The 24,690-nt window shown below is 40.7% G+C and carries 25 protein-coding genes and 1 tRNA gene; 8 read left to right on the forward strand and 18 right to left on the reverse strand.

The annotated features are described in order from the left end of the window. The 12 genes from HYW21_04150 to HYW21_04205 form a co-directional block, all read right to left on the reverse strand. Positions 1-1,620: a hypothetical protein gene (locus HYW21_04150; GenBank protein ID MBI2548516.1), complete on the reverse strand. Its 1,620-nt coding sequence runs from the start codon at positions 1,618-1,620 to the stop codon at positions 1-3. A gap of 274 nt (positions 1,621-1,894) precedes the next feature. Next, positions 1,895-2,626 (reverse strand): hypothetical protein, encoded by a 732-nt coding sequence (locus HYW21_04155; GenBank protein ID MBI2548517.1) that lies wholly within the window; start codon positions 2,624-2,626, stop codon positions 1,895-1,897. A 168-nt stretch (positions 2,627-2,794) separates the two neighbouring features. Continuing rightward, on the reverse strand, positions 2,795-4,027 hold the full coding sequence (locus tag HYW21_04160; protein ID MBI2548518.1) for a hypothetical protein: 1,233 nt from the start codon (positions 4,025-4,027) through the stop codon (positions 2,795-2,797). Positions 4,028-4,087: 60 nt separating this feature from the next. Continuing rightward, positions 4,088-4,690 (reverse strand): 30S ribosomal protein S2, encoded by a 603-nt coding sequence (locus tag HYW21_04165; GenBank protein ID MBI2548519.1) that lies wholly within the window; start codon positions 4,688-4,690, stop codon positions 4,088-4,090. Between the two features lie 45 nt (positions 4,691-4,735). After that, a complete protein-coding gene (locus HYW21_04170; protein MBI2548520.1) occupies positions 4,736-5,146 on the reverse strand; it encodes a 30S ribosomal protein S9 in 411 nt (136 codons plus the stop codon). A 32-nt stretch (positions 5,147-5,178) separates the two neighbouring features. Beyond that, positions 5,179-5,622, reverse strand: a complete 444-nt coding sequence (locus tag HYW21_04175) for a 50S ribosomal protein L13 (protein MBI2548521.1) — start codon at positions 5,620-5,622, stop codon at positions 5,179-5,181. A gap of 14 nt (positions 5,623-5,636) precedes the next feature. Beyond that, a complete protein-coding gene (locus HYW21_04180) occupies positions 5,637-5,999 on the reverse strand; it encodes a 50S ribosomal protein L18e (GenBank protein MBI2548522.1) in 363 nt (120 codons plus the stop codon). Between the two features lie 79 nt (positions 6,000-6,078). Continuing rightward, positions 6,079-6,164 (reverse strand) — tRNA-Leu (locus HYW21_04185). Between the two features lie 25 nt (positions 6,165-6,189). Further along, positions 6,190-6,987 carry a DNA-directed RNA polymerase subunit D gene (locus HYW21_04190; protein ID MBI2548523.1) on the reverse strand — a complete coding sequence of 266 codons (798 nt, stop codon included), beginning with the start codon at positions 6,985-6,987 and terminating at the stop codon, positions 6,190-6,192. 2 nt (positions 6,988-6,989) lie between these two features. Then, positions 6,990-7,469: a 30S ribosomal protein S11 gene (locus tag HYW21_04195; protein MBI2548524.1), complete on the reverse strand. Its 480-nt coding sequence runs from the start codon at positions 7,467-7,469 to the stop codon at positions 6,990-6,992. A gap of 63 nt (positions 7,470-7,532) precedes the next feature. Further along, complete coding sequence (locus tag HYW21_04200) at positions 7,533-8,114, reverse strand: 30S ribosomal protein S4 (GenBank protein ID MBI2548525.1); 582 nt, start codon at positions 8,112-8,114, stop codon at positions 7,533-7,535. Positions 8,115-8,158: 44 nt separating this feature from the next. Further along, entirely contained in the window at positions 8,159-8,668 is a 510-nt protein-coding gene (locus HYW21_04205; GenBank protein ID MBI2548526.1) for a 30S ribosomal protein S13, read from the reverse strand. A gap of 407 nt (positions 8,669-9,075) precedes the next feature. Here HYW21_04205 and HYW21_04210 point away from each other — a divergent pair, with 407 nt between their 5' ends. Both HYW21_04210 and HYW21_04215 read left to right on the forward strand, forming a co-directional pair. Continuing rightward, the gene (locus tag HYW21_04210; protein ID MBI2548527.1) at positions 9,076-9,609 is read left to right on the forward strand and encodes a nucleotidyltransferase domain-containing protein; all 534 of its coding nucleotides are present in this window, start codon (positions 9,076-9,078) and stop codon (positions 9,607-9,609) included. Then, positions 9,606-10,013, forward strand: a complete 408-nt coding sequence (locus HYW21_04215; protein MBI2548528.1) for a hypothetical protein — start codon at positions 9,606-9,608, stop codon at positions 10,011-10,013. Before HYW21_04210 ends, HYW21_04215 begins: the two co-directional genes overlap by 4 nt. A 64-nt stretch (positions 10,014-10,077) precedes the next feature. Here the strand turns inward: HYW21_04215 and HYW21_04220 are convergent, their stop codons facing one another. After that, complete coding sequence (locus tag HYW21_04220; protein ID MBI2548529.1) at positions 10,078-11,574, reverse strand: hypothetical protein; 1,497 nt, start codon at positions 11,572-11,574, stop codon at positions 10,078-10,080. A gap of 121 nt (positions 11,575-11,695) precedes the next feature. On the opposite strand from HYW21_04220, the gene HYW21_04225 reads away from it, so the two are divergent. Beyond that, entirely contained in the window at positions 11,696-11,926 is a 231-nt protein-coding gene (locus tag HYW21_04225; protein MBI2548530.1) for a YggU family protein, read from the forward strand. 82 nt (positions 11,927-12,008) lie between these two features. On the opposite strand, the gene HYW21_04230 is transcribed toward HYW21_04225, so the two are convergent. Then, positions 12,009-17,600 (reverse strand): hypothetical protein, encoded by a 5,592-nt coding sequence (locus HYW21_04230; protein MBI2548531.1) that lies wholly within the window; start codon positions 17,598-17,600, stop codon positions 12,009-12,011. Between the two features lie 220 nt (positions 17,601-17,820). Here HYW21_04230 and HYW21_04235 point away from each other — a divergent pair, with 220 nt between their 5' ends. Both HYW21_04235 and HYW21_04240 read left to right on the forward strand, forming a co-directional pair. Further along, positions 17,821-18,177, forward strand: coding sequence for a hypothetical protein (locus tag HYW21_04235; protein MBI2548532.1), 357 nt, complete (start codon positions 17,821-17,823; stop codon positions 18,175-18,177). Between the two features lie 130 nt (positions 18,178-18,307). Beyond that, on the forward strand, positions 18,308-19,684 hold the full coding sequence (locus HYW21_04240; GenBank protein MBI2548533.1) for an ATP-binding protein: 1,377 nt from the start codon (positions 18,308-18,310) through the stop codon (positions 19,682-19,684). Here the strand turns inward: HYW21_04240 and HYW21_04245 are convergent, their stop codons facing one another. The 3 genes from HYW21_04245 to HYW21_04255 form a co-directional block, all read right to left on the reverse strand. After that, positions 19,685-20,305: a class I SAM-dependent methyltransferase gene (locus tag HYW21_04245; protein ID MBI2548534.1), complete on the reverse strand. Its 621-nt coding sequence runs from the start codon at positions 20,303-20,305 to the stop codon at positions 19,685-19,687. It abuts the gene before it with no gap. 48 nt (positions 20,306-20,353) lie between these two features. Further along, entirely contained in the window at positions 20,354-21,109 is a 756-nt protein-coding gene (locus tag HYW21_04250; GenBank protein MBI2548535.1) for a hypothetical protein, read from the reverse strand. A gap of 72 nt (positions 21,110-21,181) precedes the next feature. Further along, on the reverse strand, positions 21,182-21,778 hold the full coding sequence (locus tag HYW21_04255) for a hypothetical protein (GenBank protein MBI2548536.1): 597 nt from the start codon (positions 21,776-21,778) through the stop codon (positions 21,182-21,184). Between the two features lie 71 nt (positions 21,779-21,849). Between HYW21_04255 and HYW21_04260 the strand changes: the two genes are divergently transcribed. Together HYW21_04260 and HYW21_04265 are read left to right on the forward strand one after the other, a co-directional pair. After that, positions 21,850-22,878 carry a DUF1385 domain-containing protein gene (locus tag HYW21_04260; protein MBI2548537.1) on the forward strand — a complete coding sequence of 343 codons (1,029 nt, stop codon included), beginning with the start codon at positions 21,850-21,852 and terminating at the stop codon, positions 22,876-22,878. Then, a complete protein-coding gene (locus tag HYW21_04265) occupies positions 22,868-23,434 on the forward strand; it encodes a hypothetical protein (protein MBI2548538.1) in 567 nt (188 codons plus the stop codon). Before HYW21_04260 ends, HYW21_04265 begins: the two co-directional genes overlap by 11 nt. A gap of 76 nt (positions 23,435-23,510) precedes the next feature. Here HYW21_04265 and HYW21_04270 read toward each other — a convergent pair whose 3' ends face one another. After that, the gene (locus HYW21_04270; protein MBI2548539.1) at positions 23,511-23,750 is read right to left on the reverse strand and encodes a hypothetical protein; all 240 of its coding nucleotides are present in this window, start codon (positions 23,748-23,750) and stop codon (positions 23,511-23,513) included. 234 nt (positions 23,751-23,984) lie between these two features. On the opposite strand from HYW21_04270, the gene HYW21_04275 reads away from it, so the two are divergent. Then, on the forward strand, positions 23,985-24,689 hold the full coding sequence (locus HYW21_04275) for a hypothetical protein (GenBank protein MBI2548540.1): 705 nt from the start codon (positions 23,985-23,987) through the stop codon (positions 24,687-24,689). Position 24,690: the final 1 nt, after the last annotated feature.

Consider the following 24,690-nt stretch of genomic DNA (forward strand, 5'->3'; position numbering starts at 1 on the left):
TCACCCCTCATATCCCATTGACTTTGTTACCGTGCCGTTGAAGATGATTGAAGGAGATTTTCCTTTTCGATAACCACCAGTTCCTGCAAGAGTCACCATACCTATGCCCTTTGCATAGAATCCATCAACAGTTCCACTCATGGTAACGGTTATATTTTCTCCCTTCACAAGGGCAGTACCATCACCAGTGTATTGGTATCCTCCAGGGATAATGGTCATATTCTCAAAGCCATGGATGTCAAGCACCGAGGCATTCCCAAGAACAGTTAAGGTTCCATTACCATCAACCTCTACTCTTCCATTTGGAACGCCAAAGGTTGTTCCTGCTACGGTAACGTTTCCTACACCCCATGCCTCAATATACCCCGTACCCTCAAAGGTTTTGTTATCCGGCTCATACGGACTAGCTAAAGTGGTAAAGTTACCTAGCTCACTTTCCGTACAGTTGAGAATCGTACAGCTTCTCGCTCTATAATAATAGGTGGTACGCTGAGTTAGATTATGAGCGTCCAAATAGTGCGAGGTTACATAGTTATCAGAAAAGGCTTGGGAAGTGAAGTTGTCAGGGCTTGTTCCATATGATAACCGTGATGTTGCATGGATCTCCGTATCCCAGGTAATTCTTGCTGAGACTGAAGTAATATAGTTAGCTTCCAAAGAACTAATCTCAGGAGAATAGTCACTCGAACAACCCGGACCCTGAGGACCAAAATACATGTTTTCCCTGTCTTCATAGCAGTAATACACATTTTCATAGACTACATCAAAGGGGACATAGCCATAGATCAGGTTATCGTAGAAATGGCTCTCTGTTCCACTAACATTAATCTCGCTTGAAAAAGTATTATCTGTTATGCGAGAATCACGCCCATGAAGGCGAGTTGAAGCTGAAAAATTATTATGTTGGAAAGTATCTGCATAACTATTAATTCCAACAACGCCGTTATAAAGAAAGGTATTCTGTTCAAAGAGATTTCCCTTACCAGTCCCGTCGTTCACAACAAAGTAACCACGAAAGGTATTATTACTAATAATATTTGAGGAAAAGTTACGAGTAAATTGAGACGCAAAATCACCAAAATCATTATGATTGAAACTGAATGTTGAGTGTGTAATATTGTTTCCCATTATAAAAGGACCTGGCCAACCATGTTGTACACCGAAAAAGCTGTTGTTTGAAACAGTAAGACTATAAGCATTCTTTAAATAGATAGGATAGCTATAGCTCGAAAGATTACAATTTTTAATGGCAACATTATGATAACCGTCAAGTCTAATTCCATAATTGTCTCTACCGTAATATCCTCCGTTGAACCCTTGAAGAAGCGCATTATTACAATCCAAGAAGATGTTATTTGCTTCGATGCGAATGCCATTGGGCAGATCAAACACTCCAGGTTGAAACGTTGTGTTTTGGGTAACAACGCAACCATCAGTCGGGAGAGCACCACACTCTTGCTCTGTCATAAGCCATGGTTTTCCTTGCTCACCAAGAACACGTTGCTTTGAAACTGAAAAAATATCTTTAACATCTTTAACCGAAACAGCAGAGACAGTGCCGATAACAAGAATAAGTAGAGCTAAACTGACAATAACAAGATTATATTTCATGCCGCCCATATTTCCACCTCAAAGCTCTTTTCGAAAACCTTTTTACTGCTTTAAATAGTTGTCTATGGCTTTGAACATCTTTGAACTTACCATTTCAACAGAAGAGTGTGAGAGGTACAGATATAAATAACTTGGGCGGTCCAAAAAATAAGGAAATGCTAAATTTCGGTCCATTCAACAAAAGAAGGAAAAAAAATAGTCCGTTTGTCAAAAAAAGGCTTTTTGTAAAACAGAAAGAAAAAAGAGATTTAAAAAAAGAAAATAGTAGTTGTGCTTTCACGGCTTACGCTTTTATTTTCAGCAAGTGCCAAAGAACATATTCCTGGTTAACATGGACAATGTGACCAAGATCCCATTTAAATTTCGTTACTGCAAGATCTAAGGCAGTGTTCACGAGGATATAGGAACCTGCAATCCCTAAGGCAAAGAGTAAGCGTTCATAGGCAACAACCGGAATCAAGCCGATCCATTGCTCTGCAGTCATGGGTACGCTCCAAATCCAAACAGCTCCACCTACTGCATGTGCAGTAAATGTGGCACCTAAACTCTTGAGTCCTAAGTTTTGAGCATACTTCTGGGGAAGCAAACGGATGATCAGTGGTATGGTCCAGTACAAAGAGAAATACCACACTTGTCTTCCCATGGGATGGAGCATCCAAACAGCAATGGCCATAATTGGGATAAACGTTGCAAATTTCTTGCTCTTACTCCCAAAGTAATATGCAGCAAAGAGCATTGGCGTTAATCGAATAAGATTAATGAACGTTGCTTCTTTACCAACAATAAAAAAATCAACCACCTCTGCACCCAAGACGGTGAGAATACCAACAAACGGTCCTAAGATAGATCCTGCTATCGGTCCAAAAAATTGAAAGAGAGTAAAAAACTGGTTTTTAGCTCCAACAAGCGAAGAAAAGTTAATCCGCATGGCCACGAGAGCCATAATTAAAAACAAAAATATAAACGCGATTTTCTTGGCATGAAAAGAACCATTGTTTTTTTTTGTGCTGTTCATAAGATCCCACCCCTTCTCCTCAGGACTACGTATGCAATGCGAGTTAGTCCACATTTAATCACTCATTAAAGTATCAACAAAGTAGAGTAACCTGTGTATTAACCATCGGCCTGAGAAGACCAAGTTCTGGATTCCTTTGTTCTTTATATTATTTTTGTTTTTCAGCGTTTATTTAGATGATTTTCCTAGGAACCATTGAGTTAAGGCAATATTCTTCATCTTACCTAAAGCTTCAACCGTAATAATGTTTTTTGCTTCCAAGGAAAGAAAAACTCTTGCCAAGGTTGTTTTTGGAATCCGTATTGCATAACGTATCCGTGCTTGAGTTGAGGGATTCTGATTAAGGAGATATGAAACAACTTCTTTCTCTTTAGGATTCAAGGTTGCAAGGATATCATTGATCCGATCATTATGCTGAGAGGTAGATTGCTTTATTTCTTGGGATGCTCCGGTAGTTTGAGGCACGCTACTCCTATCTCCACCCTGTTCTTGTTCAGTTTCATTGGTCGTAGACACTTTATTTGTTTTCTTTTTTCGCATGACCACTAGAAGAATAAAGAGTAGAAAAAAGAGAAGGGGGCCAGCCAAAAGGAAAACAACCGATGAACGTAACTTTCCTTGAACTTCCTTATTCAAAATGATTTCAACATCATTCATCTGGCCTTGGGTAACGATACTTGTCGTATATCCAACAGCCTCTCTGTCAGTCGCAGCAATTTTACAAGAGCCTTCAGGAAGCCAGAGTGCAGAAAATGACCCATACTCATCAGAGATTTGCTCGCTTATGTCTCCAAGAGAAGAGCTACAGAAGAACTGGATAATAGCGCCAACAACGATATTCCCTTGATTATCAACAACTATGCCACGGATGCTTCCTACCGGATTAAGATAAACCGTTTCATTCAGTTCCTTACGGGTAGTATTGAGAAGAAGAGTGAAATTACGGTAATAATCATTGCCTGTACTTTCCGGAGTATTAATTTTTACCATAATCTGCCAGTTTCCTTCTGCCAATGAAAGTAATAATGGCTCATGATTGCGCACATACTTGAGTGTTTTTACTGTTTCTCCAGTCTGGAGATGGACAAGCTCAAGGTAAACGTGTGCTTTTTCAAGAGGTTGTTCAGTTTCAGGATCTAGGAGGACAAGACGGAGAGAATAGAATAGCTGCCCAGAACCAGACGATGGAAATTTCTGTTGATCAAATCGACTATTTTCTGGGTTTGCCGGAGGTGAAATATCCTCGAGATCAGGCAACGAAAAAATAAACGTGAGATTCTGATCCTGTTGTGCATAACTCGAACTTGTCAGAAAGAAGAAAAAAAGAGCAACACCTGAGGCCAATAGAAAAGTAGGTAAAAAATGTCTCTTTGCCCTTTTTTGATAGCCCCACCAACCCATGAACCAGTCAGAATAAACAACCTATATAAAGTTTTTTGCTGTCAGACCTTTATTCGCAGCTTATTCCTCAGTAAAGTCTTCTACTGTAGAAGTAAACTCTTCAGGTTTTTTTATCATACCACGATAAGTAAGATACTCTCGGGCAAGAATATAAAATAAAAGGCCTAAGCTCTTTTTTCCTTTATTATTACAGGGAACAACTAAATCGAGATTGTTAGACTGATTATTGGTATCGCATAATGCAATGACTGGGATTCCCATACGAATCGCATCCTGAACAGCATTTCGATCAGGCCATGCATCGGTGACAACAATTAGCCTTACTTCAGTGTAGTTCTTAAGATTAGAGTTCGTCAAAATCCCCGGAGGATAACGTCCTGCAAAGACCCGTACTCCAGTTACTTTACCAAACGCACTTACTGCTTTCCAGCCATTTTCACGACGACTAACAATGATGATTTCTTCGGGAGCGTACTGGGCCATGAAGTGAGCCATAATCCTAATGCGTTCATCAATTTTTGCCAGATTAAGAACAGAAAGCCCATCTGGTCTGGTCTTATAAATAAATTGATCCATATACTTTGTTTTAAACTTTGTTCCGATATGGATCCCTGTTTTCAGGTACTGTTTGGTAGGAACCAAAAATTGTTCTTCGGTTGTCATTTTGTTGTTGAGGCTTTCTTTTCTACCCAGTTATTTTTGTCTCGTTTATCGATAGGACTTCTGTACCTTAGCACGTGGCTTTGAATGTCTGTTTGGCTTACAGGGCTCATTCATACGAACATCAGCGACTAAGAGGTGACGATCATACTCTAAAAATTTATTCTTGAGCTCCTCATCTTTCGTATAGGCAACAAGACATTTAGCAATGACAAGCCGGCATGCTTCAGCTTGAGATGCCCATCCTCCTCCACGTACCGTAATCATAACATCAACATTATGAGCAAGGTCTCCAGCAAGGAGTAATGGTTCAGTAATACGCAATCTTCCGAGCTGTGGCTCATAATACGCAAGAGCATGATGATTAATAGTTACTCTTCCCTTTCCTTCACGGAGTGTTGCTCGTGCAAGAGCTTTTTTCCGTTTTCCTGAACAGGTAATCATTCTTTTTGTTACCATGATTATGTCTCCATGCGCAATATTATCGTGTTTTATACATTCTTCTGCTGCGGTGTCTTGGCACCAAGTAATTGGCAAATTCGCTCAATCGAGAGATAATGGATATTGGAAAGCTTTGAGACATGAGCTCTGGTTACTGTTTCCTTCTCAACCTGTGCAAATTGCTCAGGAACGCCAACGTAACACTTCACTTTTTTATAAGCCTCAAGTCCACGGCCTTTTTTATAAGGCAACATCCCACGAATAACTCGTCTTACAAGACGATCAGGCATACGGGGGTAAAACGGACCACTAAAAGGATCTCCCCGTGCTCTTCGCTGGGTATATCGCTTCATGATGATATCTTTACTACCGGTAACAACTGCCTTCTCTGCATTAACAACAGCTACCGTATCACCTAAAAGAGCTACCTTAGCAACATGTGTTGCCATTCTTCCTAAAATGAGATCTTTTGCATCAATGACGCGTTCTGTCATGCTTTCTACCCTTTCTACCCAATAATTTTGATATCTTTTGGTTGAGGATTACTTTGGACAAAATCCCAAAGCGCTACTGCTTTTCCTTTTGATTGAGTGATCTTTTCTTTTGCATTCCCTGAAAAATTATAGGCAGCTACGGTAACGCTATGATCCAGCGCTCCTTGAGCCAACACTTTTCCTGGAACGAGGATGATTTCATTCTCTTTGGTATAACGATTGATACGTGCTAGATTCACAATTCTCCGCTGTCTCGTAGGCCGTTCAAGCTCATAGGCTACTCTACGCCACAATGGCACGTTCTCTACGATAGCCTTCTTCTTTAATGCTTCAATAAGCTTCTGTAATTGAATATTTGTCGGTCCAGTGCGTCTCATGGTTGTTGATGATATGTTCGCTGATTTTTTATTTTTCTGCACTCTTTTTGCACTACTTTTCTTGATGGTAAGGTAAACATGCGGGGAACGGGATTCGAACCCGCGTAGCCACTAAGGCCTACGGCCCTCAACCGTAGTCGATTGACCAGACTCCGACATCCCCGCATAGAGGGATAGTCAGATAAGGGGTTTATGCACTCTTTGTGCTCTTTTTCACCAGCTCCATGAACTGGTCAAGGTCTTTGTTCCAGATCTCAACAGCACTTGTTAAGATCTCTCGAGGGGTAAGCTGGCCCCAGGATTCCATGTAAAAAACAAAGGAAGTAGGGTCATACTCAACCTTGAGGACATCGTCACAAATACCTTCACAGGCATCAATGACTGAAGGATCTTGCAAACGATTCTTATCGATTTTGCCTTTTTCATCAAATATTCGTGAGGGATACTTTTCCTTGTATTCGGATAATTTCGGACTGGCGTTATTAACGGTAATTATTGGTTTGTAGGTAAAATGAACATGAGCAGGAGCCCATTTCATATGACCTTTGCCTTCTCCTAACACCGCAGTTGCAATAAATTCAAGCTCTTGACCTTTTAAGAGCTTCACCAGCGGAGTTTTAGGATACACGGGCCTGATGTCTTTATCTTTTGCTTTCATCTCAGATGCATAGACCGTGCACGGACCTTTTGCACTCAGCGTAAAGGTAGTTTGACACTTTGCACATCCTTCCCCATGACAGGTACATTGCGCAGGAAGATTATATGCCTTCAAATCCGTTGTTAAAGGTAATAATCCTAAACGATGGGCAATGATCTCATCATAAAGGATAGAGCTATTTTTGCGAAATTCAACTGTCTCAATAGCCATCGTCGGCGTCCTTTCAAGGATAAATCGTCGTAAGGTATTAACATAGGTCTGGCTAACGCCCTTGACAACAAAAGAGATCTTGTTTCCCTGCTTGTCCTGATCCAATAAGGTAAGTTCCATGGTTAGACCCGCCTTCCCCTTTTTCCTCCTTTTTTCCTACACCCATCATGCGGTAGAGGAGTAACATCTTCGATAATACCAATACGTAATCCCATTCGTGATAAGGCTCGTACGGCTGCTTGTGCACCTGGACCTGGATTATGGGGGCCATTGTGGCCTCCTGGTGCTTTAATTTTCACATGAATGGCATTGATACCTTTATCTCGGGCAAGCTCGGCAGCTTTCTTTGCTGCAATCATAGCTGCAGTAGGGCTACTTTCCATACGATCAGCCTTAACGACTTGGCCACCCGAAGTTCTTGCCAATGTTTCGGTACCGGTAATATCAGTTATATGAATCATAGTATTATTATAGGAAGTATAGATATGAGCTACACCCCAACGAGCTTCAGGTCCTGAACGCGGTGGACCTCTTCTTCTGGTCCGTTCATCTGATTCTTGAACTTGATTTCCTTGATCCTGCGTTTCCTGATTTTCTTCCATAACTATTGCCTCGATTCATTGATTCCTTGACTTCACGAACGCGAAATATTGAGAATCCTGCATTTATCCATGTCTTCTTTGCCTTACTTGCCGTACTCGCTTTACTTTTCTTGTAGGTCGTTCTTTACGAACAATAGGCACTCGTTCTGGATGACCTGCATCAGACAACGATGAAACTGCCACAAAGTTAATAGCACCCTCTTCTTGTGCCTTCACTAAGTACGACGGAACAGTCATTTTATGATCAGCAATTTTAATGTGACCGTGAACGATAAATTGACGTGCCTGTTTAACTGACCGTGCTAATCCTTTCCGGTAAACAAGGGTTTGTAACCTTCTCTCGAAGATATCTCGAAGCGTAAGACTAAGGACAGCATCTAGTTCTTGGCCTGGACGTATAAGACTTAATGCCTGTAACTTTTCTAAGATCTGTTTTTTTTCTCTATCTGCTTTCTGTCCGGTTAATGCTGCTGCTTTTTTTGTCCGATCTTTAAAGGTAGATAGTACTGCATTCATCTTCCAGATTTCCTTTTTATTCTTGACCCCATAATCTCTTCGAAGGACTCGTTCTACTTCCATCCTGTCCCGTTCCCACGGATGATGGGGAGTTGCATATTTTTTCTTTGATTTTTTTGGGTCTCCCATGGTTGCTAATCTCTAGTATTCTCTAGTATTATAGTTTTCTTTCTTTACTTTCCTTTTTTTGCATCTTTTTCAGGAGCGGCAGCAGCTTTCGCAACTTTGCTGCGATGGACACCTAAAGATGCCTTTCCTTTATTCCTTCTAAAGTTAGATCGTGTACGTTGCCCTCGTACCGGTAAGCCCCAGGCATGGCGCAATCCTCGGTACGATCTCATTTTCTTAAGCATTTTAACATCATTATCCTGGACAAAATGGAGTTGGTCAGTAATCAAATGATGATCTTCTCCAGTTATAGAATCTTTACGACGATTGAACATCCAAAAAGGGGCATGAAACTGCTCAGGATGAAGAGCGACTTCGCTCAATTTTTTTATCTCAGCGTCCATAAGCATCCCTGTTCTTTTGGTACGATCAACACCTGCAAGATAACAAACCATATGAGAAAACATAAAGCCAACTCCCTTAATCTTTCTCATGGCATGGCCAATAGGCTTTTTTCCGTCCAAATCAACATTAGCGATACGGACAATGTACTTGAATCCTTTTTCTTCTTCCATGGTTTTGATGAGTTTTGGTTAGATTTTGATTTTGATTAAGGGTATAGTTCCAAGGTATCGTTCTTATGTATAATTATGTATAATCCCTATATTCCTCGAGAAATAGCCAATGACAACCACACTGAAGCCCTGAAAACGCTCACCAGGTGAACTCGGGCTATATCGTCGAGATTCACGAAGGAAATATGGTGTTATTTAAAAATGTTTTGAAATTGTTGGCTTCATCCAAAAAAAGGGTTAGCAGCTCAAGTCAAAGTCCCATCACATTATTGAATCCAACCGACAAGGGGGATGTCCCTTACGGGGAATGTCGGCGATCATACACAACAGAGAGGACTTTGAAGCTGCTAACTTGAGCAACCAGAAACCGATAACTTTAAATATCAACTGATATTGTATAGTATCAAATGAAACGAAAAAACATCAAGGTGATCCTTCAAGAGTATTTTTTCCTTAACCCTACTGCCAAACTGAGGGTAAGAGAGATAGAAAGAATCCTAAAGCTTCCTCTACCCTCCGTAATTAGATACTGCAAGGAATTAGAAAACGAAGGAATTCTGAAAACAATACGAACAGGAAATGTTATTTTTTATACTGCTGACAGGACAAACACTAGATACTCATTGGAAAAAAGGCTTTACAACCTAAAACAAATTCATGTCTCCGGTATTCTGGATTACCTCAAAGAATCCTTAAGTAATCCAGTTATCGTTATATTTGGCTCGTATGCTAAGGGAGAAGATACAGAAACAAGCGATATAGACCTCTATATAGAAACCCCAACTAAAAAAAATATGGGTCTCGAAAAATTTGAAAATTTTCTTCAAAGGAAAATTCAAATATTCACTTATAACGATATAAAAAAAATCCCAAATAAACACCTTGCCAATAACATCATAAATGGCATAATCATAAATAATCATATAGAGGTGTTCAAATGAAAGAAGCATCGTGGGATGATTGCATTGAGAATTACTCTGCAAAAAAAGTGTCTCCAGACTTGGAAAGGGGAAAATCTTTAATTGAAACAGCAGAAGAAAGAATAAAGATAATAGGGGAAATAGACGAGAAAAACTGCAATTTTGTATTTGAAGATTATTACACTTCCTTGTTGGAATTATTACAGGCTCTAGTAATCAAGAACGGATATAATGTATTGAACCACCTCTGTTTGGGATATTTCATCAGTGATGTCCTCAAAAGGGATGACTTATACATTCTCTTTGATGATGTAAGATATAAAAGAAATTCATTAACTTATTATGGCAACAGAATGGATTTTAAGACAGCAATGCAGGCGATAAACAAATGCAAAAAGTTAATCAAAGAGATTAAGATATGCTGACTGTGTTAATACCAAGAATGCTTTCCGGCTTATTCAGTCTATGCCTCCAAGAACGAGGAAACTCCTAACCCTGAGGAAGCACGGGTGCTTGCTGGCGAAGATCATAGACATCCCCATTATAAGGATTGATCTCCATGCGATGAACAGGCAGGTCAAAGGTGCCACGAGAAAGCTCTAATGTAGAAATGCTTGACTCTATCACACTGAGTTTCCCCAAACTCCGATCGGAAAGGTAACCTTCGCTCGTTAGTACTCCTTGTATCAGTTGAGCATATCCGCTTATAGACGTAGTTACATTATTCACATGGTGATTGAGTGATCCCAATAGTTTTTCTCTTACCCAATGCTCAAAATCTGCTGTTGCAACGCCTTCTCTTACCCGTTGGTAAAGCGTTTCTCCGCCGGTAGAGCAAGGAAATATGTCATAGAGCACTGGCCAAGCTTTCTGGAGTTTATCCATGCTCTTTTCAGTAAGTTCTCCAAGAATGATAACCCGCCCACGATATCCAGTCTGCGCAAGGGAAACAACCTCATCAAGAAGCGACGATGCTCCATTATGGCTATGATAGCTACCGGCATCTTTCACAACAACCACTGCATTGGGATTTAGGTCTTGTGCTGTATGAGAACGAAGATGAGGAGCAAAGGTTACGTCATACTGAGGCAGTCGTGAGCTAAAAGCGTTGTGTTCAACAGTATCATACCCAACAACCAGTACTTTTGGTTTTCCAGCAACAGTCTGACCAGATCTATACATCTGGATTGACCTATTAACAACCCCATACAGTAATGCGGTAAACTCAGATAATGTCTGAAGGTGAAGTGAAAGATGACCAACAATCTCGTCTGTTAAGACTCCATGGTGATAACCACGAAGCATAGTGCACGTTCTCTTGGCTGCATTGGTTACTTCTGCGATCGAAGGAGAAAACAATTCTCTAAAATCACGCATCACTTTTCTCTGAGTTTTTTGTCTCTCTGCACCGTCATGTGCAGCAGATCGCACAACTAAGGCAAGATCTCCTGGCTCAATCTGTGGAGAAAGATGGGCATAATCTCCATGAGACAGTGCAGTTCGTGCACTCGCAAATGTACCATCACTTACCGTTACTACCTGTGTTGCAGGATACAAGAGATGTATGTAACGGCTGAGAGGGATCGAGCCATCTTTGTTACCGTAGCTATCGGGAAACCGAGCAATCCTTGCCCATACATTCGCCGTAATCGTTGGATCTACAATCAGAACTGCATGATACGTTGTTTTGCCATGGTACGCCTGATCAAACAGCAAAGCAACTTGATCTCCTAAACTCTCCCCATCCTGATGGTCAACAACGTATTCAAGAGAAAATGCAGGGTCATCTAATGCTTGTCTCAGATTCTCAACTGACCATTTGGGATGAGAACCAACAACAAGAATACGGGATGGAGCATCAGACTGAGAAGGAGACTGAACATTATTTGTGCTCTGACCCTGTTGAGCAATATGACTTCCAAGTCCTGAAACACTACTATTGATTCTACCAAACTGTTGAGTAAGCTCATCCCCCAGATCTACCATAGGAACGTGAATGCGCCTGCCGTATTTAAACGTTTCTATAATTGTATCTGCATGGTGACAAAAATACATTTTTATGGGCTAAGGTTTTCTTAACCTCATGAACCTCTGTATAGACTCGCGTATGGAACGAATAACCGTCATTGCCAAACCAAATGCTCCAAAAACCGAGCTTCTGAGTTATGATGCTGAAAGAAATGCTTATCGGATTGCAGTTCACGCACCACCGGAAAAGGGCAAGGCAAACCATGAGCTCATCAAATTCTTGGGCAAGCTCACGAAAAGGAATGTTATACTGGTCTCAGGAAAAACTGCAAAAGAAAAAGTGTTCAAACTCATCGACAAAGCTCGGTAAAGAATTGGCTCAATAACGAAAAGATATAAAAAAGCAAGAGAAGATAAAGAGAGAAAAAGAAATAAAAAAATGCTTCGTAAGCTTACTTTTTCTTGAGTGTTTCAGCAGTTGTCTGTTGCTTCTGCCGTGTTGCCATGATTTTTTCTTTGGCCTTTCGCAAGTTATGGCGGATGCCAAAGATTGACAACACTAACATCCCAACAAGGGCTACACCCACTGCAAGATCAGGGTAGAGGAGTAAGAGATCTGGTTTCTCTTTCACTGCTCGTTTTTGAGCTGGTCGTTTTACCTCCTGCGTAACTTGTGGCTGTTCCTGTGGTGTTATTATTTCTTGTGGTGATTCCTGTACAGGCTCAACAGGAGCAGGAGCTACTACACAACTCTGGCTTACCACCGGCTTACTCTTCGTGGTATTACACTTATTCGCATCAGTACATGATCGTATCTGCTGTCCACCAGCACAGGCTGACCATGAGCTACAGGACCAATTCTCTGCACATTTGGCAATACCTCCACCACCTCCTCCACTACTACTTCCACCACCACCACCACCGGAAGGAGTACTACCATCGCTATCGGTTGAGGACGTCCCTGGCTGGCCACCTGCCCAGGTTGAGAACTCACAAGGGATTTGCCAGATACAGTAATCAGCTCCAGTCGTGTTGAGAACTGCCTCTGAAGTTCTGTTCAGACATCGTGTCCGGTTATCATTACAATGCCAGAGCTCACTACAGGTTCCATCTCCGGGTACTTTAAGGAAACATTCCTGCGGATCAAGGTTATTAACGATCTTGTCTCTGGTTTCTGTAACCATTCCTGCATACCCAATGGTGTCTCCGCTCGTATCTGTTGTCGTACCTGTTGCCAAGGAACCATTGTCATCAATGTCTCTTGTCTTTGATCCTAACCCGGTCTTGGTTAAACGAACATCCTTAAACTCAAACCAGGTGCTGTTGTCGGTTGACACAATGCGAATGTCAGCCCGTCTTCCAGAACTGTAGTTCGTCTTCATTCCAGCATTGGTTCCACATTCCTGGCCTTGGTCATGTTCATACGTTCCATCCTGGTTAAGGTCATAGCTGACATTATAGCCCGTCGGAGCCTGAATCTTGGTAACGAAATCACAGATTCTACAGGACGTGTTCAGTTCAGTCTTGAGTGAGGAACACTTACTAATCCCACACCTGGCATCATCATCACAGATCTTGAGCTTATAATAATAGGTGGTATTCTGCGCTAATTCAGACGAAAGTGATGCTGCACCACCATCATTGTAAGCTTCTGCTGCGTGCGATAAGCGGTAATTTTCAGTGAAGTTGCTGAGGATGGCATAATCATAGATACTTGTTACATTCAGCGTACATGTGCTGTCAGTACCGTACCAGAGCAGGGTTCCATTTGAGGGCTTTTGTGTCCAGTATTTAATCAAAACACTGTTTGGATAGCTCTCAGTAACTACTGCCTCAATACGAGGTGTTGTAGTATCGACAAAGCTTGCAGCATGAACTCCCAGGGAATTCTCCATACAGTACGTTTGGTTCATACAGGCATAGTTTGCACATCCTTCTGCGGTAAAGCAATCAACATCAAACTGCACATACCCTTCCTGTGCATTATTCTGTCCATAGTTATTCGTGCCATTTCCTTCGACCTTGTAGACATCATAAAGTCCTAAGTCAAAGTCAACACTGTCAGCACTCACATATCCTGCACCAGAAACCGTATCAGTAGGATTACTCGCATCTCCTGCTCCAGTTGCAGAAACAATGGTCACTCTCATACTCTCTCCGGCAGTATAGAGGTCGGGATATTTCAAGAGATCCGCCTCCTCTACACCAATCATAGGACCGCCTAAATCCTGGCACATCATACTTCGTGAACCACTAAGCTTGATTTCGGCAACAGTAAAGTTACCACTGTTACAACGGAAGGCTGTCCACTTCTCATTAACGCTGCCTGAAGAATAGCTTACATTATACTTGAAATAAAACTCAAATCCTGTCGCAGAGCTATTATGCTTCAAGGCACAATGGTTCGTTCGGTTGCCATCAGTGTCCAGGTACCAGTAGAAGATAGTCGTGTTTTTTCCGCTGCCCATTCCTCCAGTGATAAGATTTTCACCATTACAGAGCGCAGCATTACTTAAACTGCTGACACTCATGCCAAACCCAAAGGAAGACCCCATATTTTTCATGCCATAGCCAAGAAGATCTACTTCACTCACATTCACATCTCCCGCAGCATCTGTTCCAAGCATCATGGGTTCTCCTCCTTCCATATTCCTAAATTGGCTTGCCGACGCTGCATCCTCACAGATACCGCTCACAAAACGACAGGCGCTGATGTTTGTTCCGTTAAGCTTATAGGAAGCACAGGTCGATGCATTGGTTTGTGATCCAGAGATATCGCCACTAAAACAGTTAGATTCACAGCGCTGCCAGTCAGGTGCCCAGGTACAATGTTCCAAGGCACTACAACTTACATTATCTTGCTGTTGGAAACAGTTTAAGGCAATTTCGTCACAAAAACCCATTACGGCATTCCACTGGCATCGTGGTTGTGCATTACAGGTTGTCTGATCAAAGCTATATTGAGGACATTGTGACTGGAAGTCAACCTGACAGAATCCACCACCTTGTTCTTCAATCCAGCCACAGCCATTTTGATTTTGACAACCCGTCTGGTTTCCATCATAGATGAAACATTCAGAGCCCTTGCCACCTTTACCTTCTTCACCCATAAAACCACTGCTGAATCCTGGAGGATCACAGATACCAGTAACCCAGTTGCAGCCTGCAGCCGTACATGTTGCATTGCTGCTCTGATCCCAACAGGTTCCTCCACCACTGTTTCTCATACCACAGAAGCCTCCGAATTCGTCAGTCATCCATTGACAAGTATCATTGTTTCCATTACTTTGGTTGATACAACTTGCCTGATTAAAGAAATTAAAACAGTCCTGACCGTCAGCCTCACAGAATCCTGCGCTTTGACCTTGTTGTTGACACCACGGGTCTTCCATCCAGGTACAAGCAGGATTAGCCTGACAGGCTGCTGGATCTTCTCTGCCAAACTGGCTGTACAGAGACCAACAATCAACCCACGCACCTTGATAACTGAAGTTGTTCATACAGTTCCCACCAACATCAGTACACCAACTATCCTGTTGCCAGCTGCATCCATTAATGACTTGGCATGCAGTTTGATTCATGGCAATAAAGCATCCTTCCTTCGCTGACCAGTCCTCTTCACAAAAGCCATTTCCATTAGTATTCCATTCACAGCCACTGGCTTGACAGGTACTTTGACTGGTCCCATCAAGCTTCCAGCAGTTCGCACCCTGCATATCACACCAGCTGCCCCACTGTTCACTCATCCAGGTACAGTTATTAGCACTACAGGTTGCATTATCAGTATATCCAAAGCAATTAGCACCTGTCCCAAAAGAACCTGCACCACAAAACGGGTCAGAATAACACTGGGAATCTGCACAATCAATAGTTCCATCATTATTATTATCAGTACCATCCCAACATAACTCCATCTGACTCGCACCGTTAGCAGGCTGGCAGATAAAGGTTGCCTCATTCCAGGTACATTGTGCTGATAAGCTTTCGTTTCCTTTCTTCCCACCATAGGTCCTACAGTTTGTTGAATCATAACATTGGACACAGAAATCCTCACAGGTACGCTCTGCTTCTGCAGCACACCTTCCTTTTGATTCGTCAGTTGGACTGCTTAAATCAGGAATCCATTTACATCCTGCTTTACTGGTCTTACAGAAGTACGAAGGCTTTTCATTGGCATTGCTGGCAAAAGCATCTCCATAATGGGCACAGGCAGCACAATCTGAATTACAGTCCTTATTACCAAGCATTTTTTTGGCATTTTCTTTCATAGCACATTCGCCAAAGCCATTAGCTGCATTGGCATTTTCATTCCAACCACAGATTCCTAAGGCAGACCCTCGACAGGCATTTTTTGCAGCCTCTGCAGTACTCCAATTCGTGTTATCTGTTTTATAATTACAGGCATAACAGGTCTTATCACAGTTTGTCTCGTCAATACCGAACTTCTTTTCACATCTTCCTGAAGAAACGGCAATGCTTCCCTCACAATACGTATCCGTTATCCAAACACCACCAGCATATTCACAGTTCTGCTTGTTATCTAACAACAGAAAATTTTCTTTTCCTGTTTCAAAAATCTTGTCGAGCTTTGGCTCACAGCGATCGCTGTTGTTGTTCCAGGTACAGGGCATAAACCAGGGGCTACCAGCAATCTGCTCACATACGTTTTGGTCAGTGTATGCAGTGTAATCCTCACAGAATGCAGCTCCCTCGGGAGGCTCATCCATTTCATCCCAACACGACTTACTAAAGCGATCAGCAACACAAGAATTTCCTTGCCAGACACAACAAGTACTTAAGGCAGGGAGAGAACTACAAAGCGTGCTGCTGTTGAGATTAGCACAGGTTAATCCATTTTCCTCAATGGTTGCATTACTCACACACGCATTACTGCTCCATGAACAGCCCAAGGTTTGGTTACATGAGCTTTGGTTACTATCAAAGATATAACACCCAGGGTTCCAAGCATCATAAATAACCTCAAAGTCCTGTGAAGGATCCTGACATGCTGAAGAGGTAAAGTTCCAGTTACAGTAGAACGTATCGAAACAGTCACGCTCTCCAGTAAGGCTACTACAACTCGTTGCAGTTATATTCTTGTAACAGGAATTCCAGTTTGAATCCCATGCACAATTCAAACCAGCAGTATTGTTCACACAAGCACCTTCAGCTGCATATGACCAACATTCAACCCGTTCACACCAGCCCGTGTTTTGATCAAGCTGCCAGCTACAATCCTGGGCAGCATTACAAGTGTTTTGATTATTATAATTCCAACATCCTTTTTCATTACAGAAATTAGAGTTTACATCCCAATCACAACTTAAATTAGAGGGATTAGTTTCACAATAGCTCTCATTGGTATAGCTAAAGTCACTACAATAACGCTGGCTACAGTATCCATAATTCCACGCACACCCAGCACCTTCACAGCCGGTTTTATTGGTATAATCCCAACAGCCAGCTTCATAACAGTAACTCCATTCACTATTCCACTGACAGGCATTACCATTTAAGCCTTCTGCAATCACACAGGTTGCTCGTGTTTCATAATCCCAACACCCTTTTTCCATACAACCGCCCCAGCGGCAGCCGACTGTTGCGTCACACGCAGTCTCGTTTGCATTTTGCCAACAATTTCTATCATAAGGACCAACACAGGTCTCCTGATACGTACAGGTCTTTCCAGCCGTATTATTCTCACAGAAGGATTCGTTTTGTCCTTCAAAACTCCAACACGAAAGCTGGTTACACCATCCACGAGCTTCAGAAGAGGTCCGCCAGATACATGATATATTTAGATAGTCAGTAGAAGAGGCATTATTCGAATTTGAGCAGCTTTCATTAGACCACAATGACCAACACTCCTTTGGCTCACACCAACTCCCCCAGGGGTCTTGTGTCCAGACACAATCATTGCCATCGCAAGCGGTCTGGTTCGTATACGCAAAACAACCTTCAACAGTAGCTCCAACATTGAGAACCGAAAACAGAAATGCCATTGCAACGATAAGTAACCCTACAAGAAGTATAGTCTTCCTCATGAATATCGCCCCTTTTTCATTTTTTTAATGATAAAATCTGGTACACAAATCCGTAGATTATTGTGGATAAATGGACCCTAAACATAAGTTATATTTAAAACTATCGAAAAAGCAAAGTGACAAACCGAGGTCGTTTGAGAGGAGAAAATACGAAAATGATAGGAAGATTTGCGAAAAACGGTTCCTAAGATTTATATAACCGATATCATTCTCTTGCATCATGGCTGATCTTGTTGCATGCATAGGTATAGGAAAAGGAACATGGGCACATGTCCTTCGGGTTATTGAAGACCAAGAATGGGGTACTATTTTCATTATCACGAATACATTTGGTCAAGAAAACTTCAAATGCCGTAAGAACGTGACCTACATCGTCATTGATGAAGAGCAACAACTCCCGGATCTTATCCAATCGCTCAAAGAGCAACTCAGTGGAAAAATTAGTTTTGGTGATATTGCTCTGAACTTTATTTCTGGAACCGGAAAAGAACACATGGCCTTACTGTCTGCATGCCTACAGCTTGGTGTCGGCATCCGCTTAATTGCACTCACCAAGAACGGTGTACAAGAAGTTTGAGAGAAATTATCGCTCTCGAGTACCTCCAAAAAAACATCTCAACACTATCGTCTTTTCCTTCTTCAATGTTTACCTTTTTGAAGATAGAAAATTTTATATACTTAAAAGTAACTTACTTAGAAGTAAACAAATGAAACCATTAAACTTCCAGTTCAAAAACCGAAAGCATGAATTGAAAGCATTAGAAAGGCTTTACTCAGAAAAGTTTCCAAAGCTCATCGTAATGTATGGAAGAAGGAGAGTTGGCAAAACGGCATTAATTCAGGAGTTCTTAAAAAAGCATAAAGGTATTTACCTTCTTGGCAGACAGGAGACTGAGCTTGAGAACCTGAGAAGATTCAGCGCTGAGATAAGTAATTTCTTTTCTGATGAAACATTGAATACAAACCCCTTGAGAAACTGGGATTCTTTATTTACGTACCTTTCACAAAAGCTCAAGGAAAAAAGGTTTGCCGTTGCTATAGATGAGTTTCCGTATGTTGTCAGCGCAAATGAGGCGGTACCATCAATACTGCAGGATTACTGGGACAACAAGCTCTCAAAGCTGAGTGCTTTTATAATACTTTGCGGCTCCTCTATATCAATGATGGAGCGAGTAGTTGGCTACAAAAGCCCGATATACGGTAGAAGAACAGAACAAATGCTTATTGAGCCGCTAAAATTTAAGGATGCAACTGCATTTATACCGGGCTCATTGAGTATGAATAATAAAATAGCGTATTATGCAATTGTTGGAGGTACTCCAGCATATCTTCTCGAGTTTGACTACAACAGGAGTTTAGAGCAGAATCTTTTGGAAAATTATCTTCAAAAGACGAAATTTCTTTACCATGATGCTCTGTTTGTGTTACGAGAAGAACTTAACGAGCCTAGAAACTATTTTGCAATACTCCGAGCAATTTCCAGAGGAAAAAACACTTCTAACGAAATTGTAAATGAAACATCCCTAGACAGAGGATTAGTCGGCAAATATCTCAGTGTGCTTATAGACCTTCACTTTATCGAAAGGCTGCTTCCAATTACCGAGAAAAAAACCTCAAGAAAAGGGATATATAAAATAAAAGACAACTTCTTCAAATTTTGGTTTAGGTTTGTGCATGCCAATGAGGATTATATAGAACAGAATAGGCAGGAGTTATTGTTAAAAGAAAAGATTTTGCCTAATCTGAATTCGTATGTGGGAGACATTTTTGAGGATATAGCCCTAGCGTTTATTACAGAGAAGAAAGAATATAATGACTTTTTATTTGGCAGGTGGTGGCATAAAGGCACAGAAATAGATGTTGTTGGAAAATCGCCAAATGAACTTATTTTTATAGAGGTAAAGTGGAAAAAACTCAGTGAGTCAGAGGCTATATGTATTCTAGAAGGATTGGCAAAAAAGTCAGATAACTTTCCGACAAAAAACAATGTCAGAAAAATGTTTGGAATCATTGCAAAAAATATCGATAAAAAAGATAAATTGCGTGAAAGAGGGTATATCTGTTTCGATGTTGATGATTTTTGACTATTCTGTTTTCTCTGCGTAATACAGCCAATATCCACCCTTTTTTACAAGAACCTGAAGGTTGCCAAAAACAGCTTTCATTTTTTCCGCTAGTTGGTTTCCGCCCTTATGACGGCGTGCTACTAATTGTAAGGATCCATGAAGCCGTAAATATCGGGGAGCTTGTTCGATAATCTGAAAACAGACTGATTTTCCTGCAGACTGAGGCGGATTGGTAAGAACCGTATCAAAGACAGTATTTATTGCTTGATCAGTATTAGCTTGAAGTCCTGAATAGAGATCACTTTGCAGAGCAACGGCATTGGTAACATTATTTGCTTTTATGTTTTTCTCCGCAAGTTGCACTGCCCGCTCATTTATATCAAGGAGAACTACTGAAGCATGAGGATAGGTTTTTGCAAATGTAATTCCAATAACACCATAACCACAACCCATGTCCAAAATACGATCATTTTCATGAACACGGGCATAGGTGATGAGGACCTTTGTTCCCTTATCAAGTTTTCCATAAGAAAAAACTCCAGAAGCAGTACTAAGGTTGAGGTTTTGTCCTCCATGCTTTACCGTGATAGGAGCCAATCGCAACCGAGAAGATTGATGCTGGTGATAATAGTGGCTCATTGTTATGCTTGCTATATTATTACTACAAACTTATTACGACAAACGCGTCTAATCCATAACCCCGATCCAATAATACATTAATCTATCCGCTGCACGAACTAAATCATAACCCGTACCCTGGATGATCAAGCAAGAGCCATTCATTAGAACCTTTGGTGTAGGATGCTCTTTCACATAAATGACTGGATCAACCGTAGTCTCACAGGTGATGATAGGGACAGACTCACATCCCTTTGCTTCTTGCGTACATGCAGGATATAATTTGAGGTCAGATATTTTCAACATATTGACCGTAAACTCACCATTTGTCAATGCCACATGACCAAGGTTACTCCCCAAGGGATCAAAGGTGATGTACGAGCTTCCGTTATAATAAGTAAAAACCGTTGCCAGCCATGCATTAGGATTACCCTCAACAGGAACCTCCTCTAACTCCTCAGGTGAGTAATGGAAAGAAACCCGAGCAACACGTGTTGAGTTTTTAAGGGGAAGACTAGTAAACCAAAGATTATCTATAGACGTAAACGTGACTCCATTATAGGTAAGCGTATTTTCTGGAGAGGCAGGAGAAGAGAAAAGTTTGACTACCACCAGAATAATAATAGCAATCCCAAGAATAAGACCAATGGTAATAACAAGCCACTTACTGCTCTTATCGCTGCTTTTGTCAATACTCTTTTCTGAATCATGAAGTAGCTCATTTGTTTCATCATGAGCTTGAGATAATTCACTTCCATCAGCTGGAGAACTCATCTCTTTTGTTGCTCCAGTGTTTGCTGCTGCTTTCTTCAAAGAATCTTTCATAGTTTCATTCAGATTTTCACGCTATCTCTGGTGTTTGTATTTTTATGATATTTTGATGATAATCAATCTCTCTTAAGACATGATACCAAGCAGACCATACAACAATCGCTCTTCAAGCTTGAGAAGGTCACTTGTTTTTGATGCTTGGAATAAGATACAAGAGCCTTGCTGGGAAATAGCTGTTGCATTTCCCTCTGTTAAGTAAAGGACAGGAGCATCTGCGGTTGCATTCATACAGGTGACAATAGGTAATGTATAGCGATCATCATCTCGCGTAGTAGCATCAATGACAAAAATCCCCAACCATTGAGGAAACTTGGTGGAAAGATCAAAGCGAACTTGATCAACTTCTCCGATAAAAGATGATGTTGGGTCAAAGGTCAGGTAAACGACCTTAGCGTCTTTAAGACTAGGAACTACTGGAGCACTGACATTTATTGATTCTAACTCAGGAGGATAGTACGCAAAATTTGCCCAGGTCGTGTCTATTTTCGTTGACCAGCCATAGCCACTTTTCTTAAACTGGTGACCATTATAATTATAGCGATCATCAGTTCCGCCACTGTATAAAAATCCAATAACGCTGGTAATCATAAGAAAGGCAATGACCGTACTTACAATAATTTTCAAACGGCGTTCACGTTTTTCTTGCTTGGTGTTTGACTTCATGGTATTATGAATGTTCTACTCCCAGAATTGGAGGAATAAAGTTCTATTTATATGTATTTATATTTAGAGGTATGCGAAAGTTTATTAAGACCTACTATCATGTGTATTTCATATCATTATATATCTATTGTAACTATTGTAACAGCAATAAAGGAATCATGAAGAGTCATCAACCCTTGACCATCGGAGGACAAGCTATTATTGAAGGAGTGCTTATGCGATCTGCCCATTATATGGTCATTGCTGTTCGTGATCCTAAACACAAAAAGGTTCATCTTAAGACAGAAAAAATCAATTCACTAACAAATAAAGTCTCGTTCTTTGGCTTACCGTTTATTCGAGGTACTATCTCGTTGATAGAAACCATTGTTCTTGGAATAAAGGCTCTTAACTACTCTGCAAATAAGGCAATTGAAAAAGAAGAGGAAAAGTTAAGTGATACTACGCTCTTATTTATGGTTATTTTTTCATTGATTATGGGAATTCTAATTTTTGCCTTCCTGCCCTATGTGATAACGAATGCTTTAGGATTACGTGAACAAACGCATCCAGTACTGTTCAACCTTATGGATGGATTCATTAAAGTAATCATTCTTTTGGTGTATGTTATCCTTATTGCCAGAATGCAAGATGTTCACCGGCTTTTCCAGTACCATGGAGCAGAACATAAAGCAGTCCACTGTTTTGAGGCAAAGAAAAAGTTAACCGTAAAAAATGCACAGCAATTTTCGACCATTCATCCTCGTTGTGGAACAGCATTTCTTCTCATTGTCGTTAGCGTAGGTATTATTATTTTTTCCTTTATTCCCCTTCTAGTGAAATGGGGATTTCCTCAAGTGAATACATGGCCATGGCTGCTCCGTTACCTTTTTCTGTTTAGCCTACGGATTTTATTCCTTCCAATTATTGCAGGGGTTTCCTATGAGATCTTGCGCCTTGGTGGACGTTACCCGAAAAATGTGGGCGTTAAAATAATTCTCTTCCCTGGATTACTCTTCCAAAACCTCACCACACGAGAACCAACAGACAAACAGGTAGAGGTTGCACTGATGTCATTACAGGCCGTTGTCAATAGGGAGACTAGAAGCAATGGGAAGTAACAAAAAAAGCAGTTCTCATGATGTCGAGGAAATGTATGACGCACTGGTAGATGACGAAGAAAAACAACGTATCAGTAAAGCAATAGAAGAAACGCAAAGAGCAAAAGGAAATTCACAAAAATCTTCTCTCGGAAAAAAGATTACTTCCCTCATCATACTCATTATTTTGCTTATCGCTGCTATTGGACTCAGCATTGAATATTATAGTACACTGAAAGCAAGGCTAACACAAACCTACCAAAGAACAATAACCAGTTGCATCTTAAAAGTAGATCTCAACTGCCTTAACCACTCCATAGAACAAAATGAAGTAACTATCCTCCTGGGAAATAGAATGCCAAAAACGATTTATCTCGAAGAAGCGTTTATAGGAAATTGTACCATACGTATCGGTGAGTCTATCGCACCTACGGGAAGCAAAGAAATAAGAGCACCTGATTGCCAGCTTGATGACAGCAAAAAGTACAATCTTTCTCTATCCTACCGTTACACGAGAACAGGAATTATTCATACCACCAAGGGAAACATTGGATTTCTCTTAGGAAAGAGTGAATAAAAAACGGTAATAACCGGATCTCAATCAGGAATCCAATTCTAAATAAGAAAAAGAGAAAAGAAAAAAAAAGAGGAATTTACTTTCTTTTTCTTCCACGAGCCATTTTTACACGAGCAACATCACCTTGTTTGTCAACATAATAAAGGTAACCATTTTCTCGCTTGACTCCAGATTTTGCAACAACTTCCTGTCTTGCTTTGCTTTTTGTTCGCCCTGCACGGGACATTTTAGCTCGTGCAACGTTACCTTGTTTATCGACAAAGTAAAGATAGCCTTCTTCTCTTTTAACCCCTACTTTAGCCACTTTTTCTGGCATAACTATCACCTCTCTATCTCCAAGAACGTGGTGGTTTATAAATTTTTCGAAAAAAAATACTCGTTAACTACAAAAATGTTCTCTCGAAGAATAAAGTAAAGAAAAATACAATTTAAATTAAAAAATTCTAAAATTATTATTATTTTTCAAAAAAAAGATAGAATAACAATTTTATTAAAAAATAAATAAATAAGTTCTAGAAAAGTTTAAATAATATCTACATTTTCTTTGATTGTGAACATCCAAGAGATCCTGCAAAGATTGACGCGGCAATACCCTACCGGTATAATTACTCTCTCAAACCTTATGCAGGTGTGCAAAGTAAAACAAAGTACAGCATATCACCTTCTTCGACGATTACAACAGAGTGGCTCTGTTGTTAAAAAAGCAAAAGGAATCTATAAGATAAGCTCGAAGAAACGAGAGATCATTCTTTCCGAAGAAGTAAAGGCCATTGATAATCTGCTGAAGGCTGAGAAATTACAACCTTTCTGCTTCACTGCTATCGCAATTCTCCATGTCTATCTCCCTTCGGTACCGAAGTTTAAGATATTTCATCTGTATGTTGAGAAGGGTCTTGGTAAGAAGATAGGTAAACTTATTGAAGAGCAATTGGGCATAACAACATTGATTGCACCAACAACAAAAGAAATTCTTTTGCTCAAAGAGAAGATGCATCTTACGATGATTATCCTCATCAGGGAATATACCTCCCTTTACTCTCGAAGAGGTGCTTATGAGGAAGCGGTGATTGATCTCCTCCATGAAAAAGAAAGAGGAACTCTTCCGTTCTACGCTCTTGACACGAAGTCTCTGCTAGAGAGGCTGCTACGGGAAGATCTTTTGAACATTTCCTATCTGATGAACTATGCAAAAACGAAAAACCTCGATACAATGATTAAATCTCTTATTCGACGAGATCTGTCGAAAAATAAGTAAA

Source organism: Candidatus Woesearchaeota archaeon (genome assembly GCA_016187565.1).
Classification (GTDB): domain Archaea; phylum Nanobdellota; class Nanobdellia; order Woesearchaeales; family JACPJR01; genus JACPJR01.